Origin of the sequence: Flavobacterium cerinum (assembly GCF_024496085.1) — a bacterium.
GTDB classification, from domain to species: domain Bacteria; phylum Bacteroidota; class Bacteroidia; order Flavobacteriales; family Flavobacteriaceae; genus Flavobacterium; species Flavobacterium cerinum_A.
Window position 1 is genome coordinate 1,320,806 of the sequence record NZ_CP101751.1, and the last position, 13,660, is coordinate 1,334,465.

The following is a 13,660-nucleotide window of genomic DNA, read 5'->3' on the forward strand; positions in this document are numbered from 1 at the left end:
GTCTTTTATTTAATTGCTAATTCGTTTAAAGCGGTTGTTATTGTATTGACAGGAAGCTGGCAATTTTTGTTTTCGCAAATATAAAACAGCGTATCGTTATCATCAAATCGATTTTGAAGAAAAGGGATATCGGATGCTGTTGTACTTCCGGCGACAATAACATGCGGCAGATAGTTTTGGTTGATCAGTTGGATCATCGATAATGCATCGGAGCCGCAAACAGCCAGTTCTTTATTATCAGTTGACAAGTTCATCCATAAATTAAGCCAATTGGAAAAGGCAGAACCGTAATCGATGTTCGGGATAACGTGGTTGAGCATTTGCATAGCTGTTTTCTCATAATGACTGTTATGGAATAAAATACCCAACGTAAACAGATTGCCGGCCATTACCGAATTGGATGAAGGGATAACATTGTCTTCAATCTCGTAATGTTCGGCGATTAAGGCTGAGGTATTTTTGGCTTTAAATAAAAAGAATTGCTGCGTTTCATCATAAAAATGATCAAAACAATAATCGGTTAATTGCTTAGCATGGTATAAATACGATTCTTCTAACGTAGTTTGGTATAAAGCAATAAATGCGTCAATGGTAAAGGCATAATCTTCCAAAAAGCCGATAATCGTACTTTGTCCGTTTTTATAAGTGTGCCATAAATGGCCTTCATCTGACCAAAGGCGTTGTATGATAAAGGAAGCATTGTCTTGAGCCAGTTTTAAATAGTCTTTATTGCCGATAGCATTATAGGCATCAATACAACCTTTTAGCATAATGGCATTCCAGGATGTCAGAGACTTGTCATCCAAACGCGGTTTAGGCCTTTTTAGTTGTTCCTGGAATAATAATCGTTCCCATTGTTGTTTTTTGTGTGCCAGTTCGGCTACCGTCAATCCGAATTGATCTGCAATATTTTCGAGTGATTGACTTTGAATCAGAACATAATTATCGTGTTCCCAATAACCGAAATCATTAATATTGAATAGTGTAGAAAAGATGTCGAAATCACTTTGTAAAAGTTGTTGCAACGTTTCTTTTTGCCAAACATAATAAGCGCCTTCTTCCAGTTGCTGTTTCGGATTTATACTGTCGGCATCCAAAGCTGAGTAGAAACCGCCGTCAGGATTTAAAAGTTCCCGTTGTACAAAATCCATTGTCTTTTCAATTACTTCTTTGTAAAGCGGACTTTGAGTACGTTTGTAAGCTTCGGCATATAAGCTCATCAATTGACCGTTGTCATACAGCATTTTTTCAAAGTGCGGAACATGCCATCGCATATCAACGGAGTAGCGGGAAAAACCACCGCCCAAAACATCGAATAATCCGCCATAGGCCATTCGGGTTAATGTAAGGTCAACAAAATCCAGCAGGTCTTTAGATGACGTCTGATAGCCGAATCGTTGTAAAAAAAGATAGTTATTCGGCATCATAAATTTAGGAGCTCGGGCATAACCTCCGAATTCCCAGTCAAAACTTTTGGACCACTTCTCAATCAAAGCTTTAATGTGAGCCGGATCCTGTTCTTCCGGATTAGCATTGGTATGATTGACGATTCCGAGAAATGAAATCCCTTCGTGTAATTTTTCGGCATATTCCGTAACCTTGGCCGGGTTGGATTGATACAGGTTGTAAAGCTGATTCAGAATGTCGATCCAATTGTCTTTTTTAAAATAGGTACCACCCCAAACCGGTCGGCCATCCGGTAAGCAAACTACATTTAGCGGCCATCCGCCGTGTCCGGTCATTAGTTGAACCGCTTTCATATAGATAGCATCCACATCGGGACGTTCCTCGCGGTCCACTTTAACAGCAATAAAACCGGCATTCATTACCTGAGCCACCTCATTGTCTTCAAAACTTTCGTGTTCCATTACATGGCACCAGTGACAGGCAGAATAACCGATACTTACAATCATTAGTTTGTTTTCGGTTTTGGCTGTAGCCAAAGTTGTATCATTCCACGCTTTCCAATGTATCGGATTGTTGGCATGTTGGAGTAGGTAAGGACTGGATTCGTGTTGGAGTTCGTTCATGGTTTTAAAAAAGGCGTTCATTTGAACGCCTGTATTGATTTATTTTATTTCAAAAGTGAGTTTCAGATTTACTCTGAATTCGGTTACCTGATCGTCTTTAACAACGGCACTTTGTTCCTGAACATAAACGGAACGAATGTGTTTTAGTGTTTTCGAAGCTTCGGCAACTGCTTTTTTTGTGGCTTCTTCCCAACTTACTTCCGAGCTGGAAAGTAATTCGATTACTTTTAATACGCCCATAATTTGCTAAATTTAAAGGTTATAGCTATTAAAGATAAGTATAAAAGCTTAAAAAACAATGAGTAGGAAGAAACGTTTAAATTAGCCGTTTATCGCTTCCACTTTGATATTTTGATCGTGTAACATCTCCTTCAGCATATTTTCGATACCGTTTTTCAAGGTAAAGGTCGATGACGGACATCCGCTGCAAGCACCCTGAAGGACCACTTTAACGCGTTTTTCCGTTTCATCATACGAATCAAAAATAATGTTACCGCCATCCGATGCAACAGCCGGTTTTACATATTCATCCAGGATATTGATAATTTGTTGTGATGTTACATCCAGACTATTAAAATACTCTTCCTGTTGTTTTTCGTGACCAGCCGTTTTTACGATCTGTGTTTCATCAATTATCGTTTTTCCTTCTTCAACATAGTTTTTGATAAAAGTACGAACCTCCTGTGTGATCTCTTGCCACTCACTGATGTCGTACTTGGTGATTGAGATATAATTTTCATCGATAAAAACTTCTTTTACAAAAGGGAGCTTGAATAATTCCTTAGCCAATGGAGATGCAGCCGTTTCATCAATGTTTTTAAATTCAACACTGGTCTTCGTAAGTAAGCGACTCGCTACAAATTTCAGAACCGATGGGTTAGGAGTAGTCTCTGCGTAAACGGTAACCGGTAATTTTTTGCTTTTGTTTTCCTCAATGTTAATGATCTTACCGCCTTTGTCAACAAAACTTTCGATTTGTTCGGCTAATAATTCTTTTACCTCATGCCATTCTACGATCGAATATTTTTCGATAGCAATAAAGTTACCGGAAATATAGACGGTCTTTACAAACGGAAGGTAGAAAAGCTGTTTAGCTAAAGGGGACGGCGCCGTTTCGTCGATGTTTTTAAACTCGAAACTTTCACTTTTTGTTATGAAATCCGGAAATTCAAACTTCACAATGGCAGGGTTTTGCGTATCTCGTATTGTTACTTTTAACATTTTTTTTGTGATTTTTTGCAAATTTAACGAACATATATCGTTTGAATAAGTATATTTGGAAATTTTAAAGGAAAAATTAACATAAAGGAACCGATTAACCCCAAAATAGGCGATCTTTTAAGCTTTAGCACATATGAAAAAACGCTACTTTTTACTGTTTTTACTGTTTTCTGTTGTGGCCTTTTCACAGCCTATTACAGTAAATTCGAATACTTATACCGTTCCGCAATTGGTGCAGGATGTTTTAATCAATTCCCAGTGTGCACAGATTTCCAACATTAGTTGGAGAACCGGGAATACGAACGGACAAGGGTCTGAAAACGGAATCGGTTATTTTCAAAATACAAACCCTAACTTCCCGATTCAATCCGGTGTTATTCTAAGTACCGGTAGAGCAACTTCAGCACCCGGACCGAATACCAGTATTTTAAGTCAGGGTAGTTCGTCTTGGACAGGGGATGCCGATCTGAAAACACAGATGATTCAGGCAGGTGTTATAACGAATTCGTTTAACTATACCAATGCCAGCTATATCCAATTTAACTTTACGCCGTTAACGGATAGTTTTAGTTTTAATTTCCTTTTTGCTTCAGAAGAATACGGAATGTACCAATGTAGTACTGAATATTCGGATGCCTTTGCTTTTATTTTAACAAATTTGGTTACGGGTCAGAGTACGAATCTGGCTGTTGTGCCGGGAACGACGCAGCCCATTTCTGTTTTTACGGTAAAAGACGCTGTAAATAATACTGATTGCCCTTCTGCAAATTCAAATTATTTCGGAATGTATTATCCGGAAAACGGTTTTCCGCCGGCTCCGATTCAGTTTAATGGTAGAACAAAAGTAATGAGTGCTTCCGGTACCGTTATTCCGAACACGCCTTATAGAATTAAAATGGTTATTGCTGATGGAGGAGGACTAAGTGGAACTGATACATTATACGATTCTGCGGTATTCTTACAAGCAGGAAGTTTTAATGTTGGTCAGGCTTCTTTAGGAAGTGATTTAACAGTTGATAACCTTGGTGCATTATGCCCGGGAGAAATCAGAACTTTATCAACAGGATTAGATCCTGCTTTTTATACTTTTCAGTGGACACTTGACGGAGATAATATTCCGGGAGCGAACGGACCATCTTATGGGGTTTCTGCACCGGGGTTATACGGGGTGATTATTACTAATAACGGAGGTGCATGTGTACAGCAGCCGGATCCGATCCGGGTCGAAGTCTTCCCGCAGATTCAGGCAGGTACTCCGGTTGATCTCTTTAAATGTGGAGATGGTACAACTCCTGTTAGTTTTGACCTGAATGAGAACCATGCAGCTATTTTAGCCGGACTTGATCCGGGTACGATTATAACATACCATCTTGATGCTAATGATTTACCAGGTGGAGGTGGGTATATTCAAGATCCATCTAACTACATGACTGCGATTACGAGAACAATTTTTGTTAGGGTTTCTACCGGAGAAAATGATTGTTATGTTACCCGTCAATTTGATGTGAATGTTATGTCTTGTACTGCCGATCCTGTTAGACCGGATGATGTGACAGTTTGTGATACAAACAATGATGGTGTTGAAACGTTTGATCTGACACAATTTTATACTACAATATTAGGCGGACAAGCTGCTGCTGATTATAATATTACATTCCATCTTACGCAAACTGCGGCCGACAATAATACAAGTCCGATTACACCTGCGAATGCATTCACTACAGGTACTCAGACGGTTTATATCCGTATGGAAAGAGCGGATGATCCTACGGTTTTCGGAACAACCAGTTTCCAGTTAATCATTAAGGCATTACCGATTGGTTTTATGACTGGCCCGGAAGGCATTTGTAGTGGTAGTTCAGCTGTTATCAGTTTCGAAGGTACGCCGGGAGCAACTATAAATTATAAAGTTGATGGACAAGATGCTAGTATTACTTTAAGTGCTACGGGTGGCGGATCAGTACTGACACCTCCATTAACTGCAAATACAGTTTACAGTTTAGTCAGTGTAGTGAGTAACGATTCACCGCAATGTACTCAAAATTTAACTGGGAATGTTTCTATTACGGTTTTCCAACCGCCTACAGTTACATTAACCGGTGACGCAACAATTTGTTCCGGCGGAACAGCTGTGTTAACGTTTAACGGAACACCGGATGCTGTCGTGACTTATAATAACGGAACAACTGATTTGTCTGTGACATTGGATGCTTCGGGAGAGGCTAACGTAACAGTAGGACCTTTAACAGCAAATACAACTTATAGCTTGGTGAGGATCATCTCTTCGGGAACACCGGCTTGTATGACTTCTTATACTAGTGGGGGTGCTACTATCACAGTAAATCCATTACCAACTGCTACGATCAGTGCGCCGGCTTTAATTTGTTCGGGCGATACAGCAGTTGTAAGTTTTACGGGTCCTGCAAACGGCGTGGTAACATATAGTGACGGAACCACAACAATGACAATAAATTTAGATGCTACCGGAAATGCGAGTATTACGACTCCTGCATTAACGGCTGCTGCGACTTATAGTTTAATGAGTGTAAGTACCGATCCGGCAGTAACTCCGGTATGTACTCAGAACCAAAATGCATCGGTAACAATTGGCGTAAAAGCTTTACCTGAGGCGACCATTACCGGACCGGCTTCAGTATGTTCCGGAAGTTCCGCTACGATTGTCATCAACGGAACACCAAATGCAACGGTTACCTATACATTTGACGGTAATACAACACCTTTAACGGTTACCTTAAACAGTGCGGGAACTGCTTCAGTTACAACAGCACCATTAACGGGACCGATTACTTATCAGTTGATCAGTGTTACTTCAAGCGGAACACCGGCTTGTAGTCAGGCGCAAACCGGAAGTCATACGGTAACTACAGTAGTGGCACCAACAATCTTTAATCCTACACCATTAGAGATGTGTAATGACAACTACGATGACGGAGTTGTAACTTTTGATTTAAGTGTAAAACTGGCAGAGATTACTGGCGGTGATCCTAACCTTACCGTAACTTTCCATGAAACACCGGAAGATGCGCAGTTAGGAAACTATCCGATCCAAATGCCTTTATATACCAATATTAACCCTGTTAGTCAGATTTTATATATCCGAGTAGTTAATACAGGAGTAAATGCTTGTGCGTCTTTCTCAACCTTGACGTTAATCGTTCATGAAAGACCTACAATTGTACAAAACGTAAGTAACTATGAGTTGTGTGAAACCAGTACACCTGGCGACGGAGTAGAGATTTTTAATCTGACTACAAAAGATGCAGAAGTAAGCGGAACACAAACAGGAATTACGGTAACGTATTACTTAAGTGAAGCGAATGCTTTAGCGGGAACCAGCCCTATTACTGTACCGACAGCTTACCAAAACGGAAGCAACCCGGAAACGATCTGGTATCAGTTGCAGAATGCGCATGGATGTATCGCAGTAGGTTCATTCCAATTAATCGTAAACCCATTACCATCGGTTCCAATGCCGGTACCGGCTTATACTTTGTGTGATTACACAGGTCAGCCGTTATACGAGCAGTTCGATTTATCGACTAAGATCCCTGAGATTATCGGAACGGCTACAGGATTAGAAGTTAAGTTCTATAAAACAGAGGCGCAAGCTCATGCTAATGTAGCAGGAACGGAATTACCGACATTATACACGAATGAGGTTGCGACTGTTCAAACGATTTTTGTTAATGTAACCAACAGTACCACGGGCTGTTACTCGGTAACGGCTATGGATTTACGAGTAGAGCCATTACCGGTATTGATTATGCCAACAACACCGGTTACGGTTTGTGATGGAACTAACAATGACGGAATCGGAAGTTTTGACTTGAATGATTTAGTGACTGATATGTTAAGTGGTGAGACCAATGTAACGGTAAGTTTCCACGAAACACAACAAAATGCTCAAAACGGCTTGTTCCCAATCACGATCATGCCATATGAGAACATTAACCCTTGGAATCAGACTTTATGGGTATTGGCAACAAACAACGTAACAGGATGTAAGAGTGTTTACTCGTTCCAGTTACGAGTTGAACCGGCGCCTATTATGCCAACGTTATTGGATTTAGATGAGTGTGATACGGATTCTAATCCGCATGACAACCAGACGACGTTTGATTTAACAGTACACACGGCTACAATTTTAGCAGCTCAAACAGGTGCAGCTACAGATTATGAAGTGAACTATTATATTTCGCAGACCAATGCAGAGAACGGAACTCCGTTTATAGTATCAAACGGAAACTTTATCGGCACCAACGGTCAGACGATCTGGGTTCGTGTAACGCATATCGCTACGGGATGTTATACTATCGGCAGCTTTAAGCTGATTGTAAACAGTCCGCTACAATTAACGCAACCGGATGAGATCACTTTATGTGATGACGCATTACCGAATGATCAACGTCAGATATTTGATTTAACCATTCGTGAGGCACAGATCACCGGAGGTGCAACAGGTTATACGTTCAAATATTACAGCAGTACGGCTTTACCGCCAAACCCTGGAACGTTGATCACCAATCCAACAGCTTTCCCTAATACAGCTACAGTACAAACTTTGTTAGTAGAAGTGATAAGCGGAGCAGGATGTAGCAGCTATGTTACCTTAACAATCCGAGTTACACCATTACCGGAACCGAAATTTGATCCGGCACCGCTGGTATTGTGTGATGATGATTATCCTGGCGATGGCATTACGTTTTTTGATGTAACGGTAAATGCGAACTATATCCGCAATAATGCGAACTATGTTCTAACCTACCACGCAAGTCAGACCGATGCATTAGCCGGAATCAACGCTATTGCAACACCAACGAACTGGCAGAATGTTGATGGAAACGGAAACGCACTAACCAGTGTTTGGATCCGGGTGACTACAGCCCCGGCTAATAACCGTGACCGTTGTTCATTAGTAGTAGAACAGCCATTGATAGTGAATCCAAGACCGGCGGCAGGTCCTGTAACGGATTACCATATGTGTCAGATTCCATTCACGGGAAGTGGAGTATTTGATTTAAGTACGAAAACCCCGGAAGCTTTAGCAGGTCAAGGTCCTGCAGGTTATACGGTAACGTACCATGCTACTCAGGCGGATGCTGATAGTGGAGCGGCGCCATTGGCAACGAACCACCCAAGTACGGTAAACGGTGAGACGATTTATGTACGTGTAGTGAATACGGCTACAGGTTGTTACAACACGACCAGCTTCCAGTTATTTGTGGAAAGAGGATCCGAAGCGACCGATATACCGGATATTACCCGATGTGATGATTTGAATGACGGAACAGAAACTTTCGATTTAAGCAGTTTAGATGCTACGATCTTAGGTCCTGTACAAGCAGCGGATCCGAACTTTAGTGTAAGCTATTATGCATCAGATGCTGATTTAGCCAACGGAACGCCAATTGGAACACCGGGAGCTTATACGATTACAGATTACCTGACGCATGAGATCATTGCGGTAGTTAAAAATACGTACAGTGCATACGGATGTCTTGCAGAAATACGTTTTAATATTACCGTATTCCGATTACCGGAGCCGACACCAAATGCAGGATTTGTATGTGTTGATCAGGAGACAGGAAACGTTCTGAATACCCATATTATTGACAGTGGATTAGATGCAGCAACGCATACATTCCAATGGTATGAGGATGATGCAAGTGGAGCACCACAACCGATAGCGGGAGCAACAGGTTCAACGTATGAAGTAAACCATGCGGGCACGTATTCGGTAATTGCAACCAGTACAGTAACCGGTTGTGTATCGTTACCGGCAGAAGTAGTAATCACCCAATCCGAACCGGCCGAGGTAACGTATACGGTATCGAATGCCTTTACGGATAATCAGGTGATAACGGTTCAGGCAATCGGAATCGGAGAGTATATGTATCAGTTAGACGAAGGTGATATCCAGTCTAGCCCTGTGTTTACTAATGTAAATTCAGGAACACATACGATCACGGTTTACGATATGAAAGGTTGTGCGGCCACAATCGTAAGAAATGTAACAGTGATCAACTATCCGCATTATTTCACACCAAACGGTGATAATTACCATGATTTCTGGAATATTGGTGATTTAGAAAACGATGTCAATGCAAAAATTTATATATTTGACCGTTACGGCAAACTATTGAAACAGATCAAGCCATCACGAGTAAGCGGATGGGATGGAACATTAAACGGACAACCGTTACCATCAACAGATTACTGGTTCACAGTGAACTATACGGAGAATGGAGAATTAAAAGAGTTTAAAGCGCATTTCTCATTAAAAAGATAACCCAAATGAATATTTTTAAAAAACGTTATTTAGTTTTAGCATTATTTTTATCCCAAATGTCTTTCGCGCAGGAAGGGATTGCAGTTTATTCTGATTATTTATCAGATAACTATTATTTGATTCACCCTTCAATGGCGGGAGCGGCTAATTGTGGGAAGATTCGTTTAACGGCCAGACAACAATGGTTCGGACAGGATGATGCACCTGCATTGCAGACTTTGAGTTTTAATACCAGTGTAGGAGAACAATCAGGTATTGGTATTATTGCATTTAATGATAAGAATGGTTATCATTCACAAATGGGAGGTAAAATTACATATGCTCACCATATTCGTTTTTCAAGAGGTGTTAACGATTTGAATCAATTATCATTTGGTATGAGTGCCGGTTTGGTACAAAGTACATTAGATGAATCTAAATTCGGAAATGAGTATGATCCGATTGTAGCAGGTATGAAACAGAAGGATTCTTATTTTAATGTGGATCTTGGGGCGTCTTACTTCTACTTGGATTTCTTTACGCATTTCACCGTTAAGAACGCGGTATCGAATAAACGTGATATTTACACGGATATCGAAAGTGATAACTTAAGAAAATATTTGTGGAGTGCCGGTTATGTTTTTGGAAACAGTGATAACGGATTGTCATGGGAGCCCTCTTTCATGTTGCAGTACGTGGATAAAACAAAAGAGAAAACGTTTGATATCAACCTAAAAGTTTACAAGGAAATGGAATTCGGTAAGCTATGGGGTGGTTTGTCATATAGAAGAAGTTTCGACGGAGCACAGTTTGTAGCCGATAACAGTGTAAGTGATCAAAAACTACAATATATTACACCTATAGTTGGGGTGAACTACAAAAACTTTATGTTCTCATATACGTATTCACACCTGACAGGAGATGTTAAATTTGATAATTCAGGATTCCACCAAATTACATTGGGGATCAACTTATTCTGTAAGCGTGAACCATACGATTGTCACTGTCCTGCAGTTAACTAATATTAAAGAGATTATTAATTCTGTCCCGATTTATTCGGGACAATTTTTTTTGAAAGGTTATGATTATAAAAGAAGTTAGAGGTAAATATCCTCAGATTCCGGAAGATTGTTATGTGGCCGAAAATGCAACGATAGTCGGTGATGTGACTTTTGGTGCTTCTTGCAGTGTTTGGTTTAATGCTGTTATAAGAGGTGATGTTCATTTTATTACGATAGGGGATAAGGTAAATATCCAGGATGGAGCAGTGATTCATTGTACCTATCAGAAGCATCCTACGATTATCGGGAATAATGTTTCGATTGGGCATAATGCTATTGTTCACGGTTGTACAATTAAAGATAATGTGCTCATTGGAATGGGGGCTATAGTGATGGATAATTGTGTAATCGAAAGTAATGCTATAGTTGCAGCGGGATCTGTAGTAACACAGAATACTGTGGTTGAATCCGGGACGATTTACGCGGGAATTCCGGCTAAGAAGGTTAAAGATATCAATGCTTCGGATTTCGCCGGGGAAATCGAGCGTATTTCGAATAATTACGTGATGTATTCAAGTTGGTTTAAAGAGTAGAACTTTGTACTTATAAATAAAAAAACCTGTTCATTACAATGGACAGGTTTTTTTGTTGTTATAGCGAAGCTGAATTTAAAAATCGGTGAACATTACATTCTCAGCATATTCCGGACCTAAAAGTTTTTTCAGCACATTTGCTTTTGAATTGGTGTAAAATAAATGTTGACTTACTTCGCCGGATGTGTTTAAAAGATCGTTTTGCTCCAATATGTTTTTGGTTTGCTTGGCAACAGCTTCACCTGAGTCGATAATCTTGATATGATGCGGTATGATTTCTCTTATCTGAGGAATCAAAAACGGATAATGAGTGCAACCTAATACGAGATAATCCATATTAGCTGCTACCATCGGGTCAAGATAGGTTTTTAATAATTCTTTAATCTCTTCGGATTCCAGATCACCGTTTTCAATCAATTGGACAAGATTATAGCCCACCTGTTCAATTATATTGAGGTGTTTGTAGTTGGATACTGCTTTGTGGAATAACTCACTGTTTAAGGTACCTTTTGTAGCTAATATTCCAATTGTTTCGGTCTTGGTCTGACTGGCTGCCGGTTTAATAGCCGGTTCAATACCGATAAAGGGGATGTCATATTGAGCGCGTAATTCTTTAATGGCATTAGTTGTTGCAGTATTACAGGCTACAATTACCATTTTACAACCGCGTTCGATGAGATAGTCTACGTTTTTAGAGCTTAACCGAATAATATCTTCTTTGCTTTTCTGGCCGTAAGGAGCGTTTTTATTATCGGCTAAATAGATGGTACTTTCATGCGGGAGGAGTTGGTGTAACTCTTTCCAGATCGATATGCCTCCGACACCGGAGTCGAATAGGCCTATGGGATTTTTACTACTCATTACACAAATATAAAAAAAAACTGCCCTTGGAAAAAGAGCAGTTTTATTTTTATGTATATCGCAATAGGATTATTTAAATCCTAATTCTTTTTTAACATCTCCTAGCAAATCCGGACCATCAGCTAAAATTACACCACTTCCGTCTGTAGAATCTAAAACATACTGGTATCCTTTAGTTTTAGCAACTTTTTGGATAGCAGCTCTTGCTTTTTCCATAATTGGTTTTACAAGATCTAATTCTTTTTGTTGTAATTCTTTTCCTGCATTCTCTCTGTATTGTTGGATTCTTTGTCCCATGTCCTGCATTTCTTTAGAACGTGTTTCGTTTATAGCCTCAGTTACAGTTGCTGCTTCTGACTCGTATTTTTTCAATTTGGCTTGATACTCACTAACCATAGTTTTATATTGTGCATCGTATGTCTCACCAATTTTTTTCACTTGAGCCTGTGCTGTTTTCATGTCCGGGTAGTTCGTCATCAAATCACTTACGTTGATATGAGCTACTTTTGCCTGAGCGGAAATAGTTTGACTCGCACCAATGAAAAGTGCAGCAGCGATAAGTAAAGTTTTTAACTGTTTCATTGTTTTAGGTATTTAATTTAATTTTCTGATTTATTTTCTGTTGTCTTATTTTTCAATTTTTCTTCGCGTTCTTTTTTAGCTTTTTCTCTTTCTTCTAAAATTCTTTGTTTTTTCTCTTCCAAAGCTTTTTTACGCTCTTCAATTTTTTGCTGACGTTCCTGTGCTTGTTTTTCACGAGCTTCCTGTTGTGCCGCTTTAATGTCGGCTTTCGGATCAGCAGCCGGAGTGGTTACAGTACTTCCGTCCGGTTGTTTGTTCTCCGTTTTATTATCAGTCTGTTTACTTTCTGTTTTGTTACCGCCTTGTTTCGCTTTTCTGTCTTCAAGTAACTGTTTTCTCTTTTCTTCCTGTTCCAGTTTCTTCGCTTCTAAGGCCGCTTTACGATCAGCGATTAATTTTTCACGAGCTGCTTTTCGCTCATCAATTTTACGTTGACGTTCTACCTGATCCGGATTAGCACTGTCCATATCTTCTTTACGTTCCTGTGCTTCCAGTTCTTTTTGCTGTTTTTTGGTCAGCTGTTCTTTTTTCTGAGAACGGGTTAATACACGTAAAACCTGATCACTGATGTCAAAACGTTGTGCAGCAAAAAGCATCGTCAGATCAGATGATTTGTCAAATACAAAATCATACTTTTTGGCTTCAGCAATGTCCTGTACAGCATTGAAAACCTGATCCTGAATTGGCTTAACCAACATGGTTTTCTGCGTCATCAAATCACCTTGCGGACCAAAACGTTTTTGCTGATAATCCAACATTTCGTTTTCAAGGAATTTAATCTCATCTTCTCTTTCAGAGATTAACTCCTTAGTAAGCAAAACCTTTTCTGTTTTAAGGCTTTCCTTTAATTTGTTTATTTCATTTTTTTTGGCTTCGATCTCCTGTTTCCAGCCTTGTGCTTTTAATTCAAGTTGGTTTTTCGCTTCGGCATATTCCGGTGCTTTTTCCAGAATATATTCCATGTCGATATAACCTATACGAATACCTCTGCTTTGCGCATTTGCTGATAAGGTAGCAAAAGTTACAAGTGCCAATAAAAAATATTTTTTCATACCATTTAAATATTATTTTTCAACTATCGTG

General features: G+C 39.7%; 9 protein-coding genes. 3 read left to right on the forward strand and 6 right to left on the reverse strand.

Annotated elements, in window-relative coordinates:
- Nucleotides 1-5: 5 nt before the first annotated feature.
- From NOX80_RS05885 to NOX80_RS05895, 3 genes are all read right to left on the reverse strand, one after another.
- Nucleotides 6-2,051 (reverse strand): thioredoxin domain-containing protein, encoded by a 2,046-nt coding sequence (locus NOX80_RS05885; protein ID WP_256552384.1) that lies wholly within the window; start codon nt 2,049-2,051, stop codon nt 6-8.
- Nucleotides 2,052-2,069: 18 nt separating this feature from the next.
- Entirely contained in the window at nt 2,070-2,270 is a 201-nt protein-coding gene (locus NOX80_RS05890) for a dodecin family protein (RefSeq protein WP_256552385.1), read from the reverse strand.
- An 81-nt stretch (nt 2,271-2,351) separates the two neighbouring features.
- Nucleotides 2,352-3,251, reverse strand: coding sequence for a NifU family protein (locus NOX80_RS05895; RefSeq protein WP_256552386.1), 900 nt, complete (start codon nt 3,249-3,251; stop codon nt 2,352-2,354).
- A gap of 133 nt (nt 3,252-3,384) precedes the next feature.
- Here NOX80_RS05895 and NOX80_RS05900 point away from each other — a divergent pair, with 133 nt between their 5' ends.
- The 3 genes from NOX80_RS05900 to NOX80_RS05910 are packed head-to-tail and all read left to right on the forward strand — an operon-like array spanning nt 3,385 to nt 11,134.
- A complete protein-coding gene (locus tag NOX80_RS05900) occupies nt 3,385-9,561 on the forward strand; it encodes a T9SS type B sorting domain-containing protein (RefSeq protein ID WP_256552387.1) in 6,177 nt (2,058 codons plus the stop codon).
- Between the two features lie 5 nt (nt 9,562-9,566).
- Nucleotides 9,567-10,562, forward strand: coding sequence for a PorP/SprF family type IX secretion system membrane protein (locus NOX80_RS05905; RefSeq protein ID WP_256552388.1), 996 nt, complete (start codon nt 9,567-9,569; stop codon nt 10,560-10,562).
- Between the two features lie 59 nt (nt 10,563-10,621).
- Entirely contained in the window at nt 10,622-11,134 is a 513-nt protein-coding gene (locus NOX80_RS05910; RefSeq protein WP_256552389.1) for a gamma carbonic anhydrase family protein, read from the forward strand.
- A gap of 75 nt (nt 11,135-11,209) precedes the next feature.
- Here NOX80_RS05910 and murI read toward each other — a convergent pair whose 3' ends face one another.
- The 3 genes from murI to NOX80_RS05925 form a co-directional block, all read right to left on the reverse strand.
- Nucleotides 11,210-11,995 carry a glutamate racemase gene (gene murI / locus NOX80_RS05915; RefSeq protein ID WP_256552390.1) on the reverse strand — a complete coding sequence of 262 codons (786 nt, stop codon included), beginning with the start codon at nt 11,993-11,995 and terminating at the stop codon, nt 11,210-11,212.
- Nucleotides 11,996-12,064: 69 nt separating this feature from the next.
- Nucleotides 12,065-12,577 carry an OmpH family outer membrane protein gene (locus tag NOX80_RS05920; RefSeq protein ID WP_256552391.1) on the reverse strand — a complete coding sequence of 171 codons (513 nt, stop codon included), beginning with the start codon at nt 12,575-12,577 and terminating at the stop codon, nt 12,065-12,067.
- Nucleotides 12,578-12,594: 17 nt separating this feature from the next.
- Complete coding sequence (locus NOX80_RS05925) at nt 12,595-13,629, reverse strand: OmpH family outer membrane protein (protein WP_256552392.1); 1,035 nt, start codon at nt 13,627-13,629, stop codon at nt 12,595-12,597.
- Between the last annotated feature and the right edge of the window lie 31 nt (nt 13,630-13,660).

What these genes read in the sequence shown, in the direction of transcription:
- NOX80_RS05925 (WP_256552392.1), bottom strand. Translation starts at nt 13,629, where the DNA reads ATGAAAAAATATTTTTTATTGGCACTTGTAACTTTTGCTACCTTATCA.
- murI (WP_256552390.1), bottom strand. Translation starts at nt 11,995, where the DNA reads ATGAGTAGTAAAAATCCCATAGGCCTATTCGACTCCGGTGTCGGAGGC.
- NOX80_RS05910 (WP_256552389.1), top strand. Translation starts at nt 10,622, where the DNA reads ATGATTATAAAAGAAGTTAGAGGTAAATATCCTCAGATTCCGGAAGAT.
- NOX80_RS05920 (WP_256552391.1), bottom strand. Translation starts at nt 12,577, where the DNA reads ATGAAACAGTTAAAAACTTTACTTATCGCTGCTGCACTTTTCATTGGT.
- NOX80_RS05900 (WP_256552387.1), top strand. Translation starts at nt 3,385, where the DNA reads ATGAAAAAACGCTACTTTTTACTGTTTTTACTGTTTTCTGTTGTGGCC.
- NOX80_RS05890 (WP_256552385.1), bottom strand. Translation starts at nt 2,270, where the DNA reads ATGGGCGTATTAAAAGTAATCGAATTACTTTCCAGCTCGGAAGTAAGT.
- NOX80_RS05905 (WP_256552388.1), top strand. Translation starts at nt 9,567, where the DNA reads ATGAATATTTTTAAAAAACGTTATTTAGTTTTAGCATTATTTTTATCC.
- NOX80_RS05895 (WP_256552386.1), bottom strand. Translation starts at nt 3,251, where the DNA reads ATGTTAAAAGTAACAATACGAGATACGCAAAACCCTGCCATTGTGAAG.
- NOX80_RS05885 (WP_256552384.1), bottom strand. Translation starts at nt 2,051, where the DNA reads ATGAACGCCTTTTTTAAAACCATGAACGAACTCCAACACGAATCCAGT.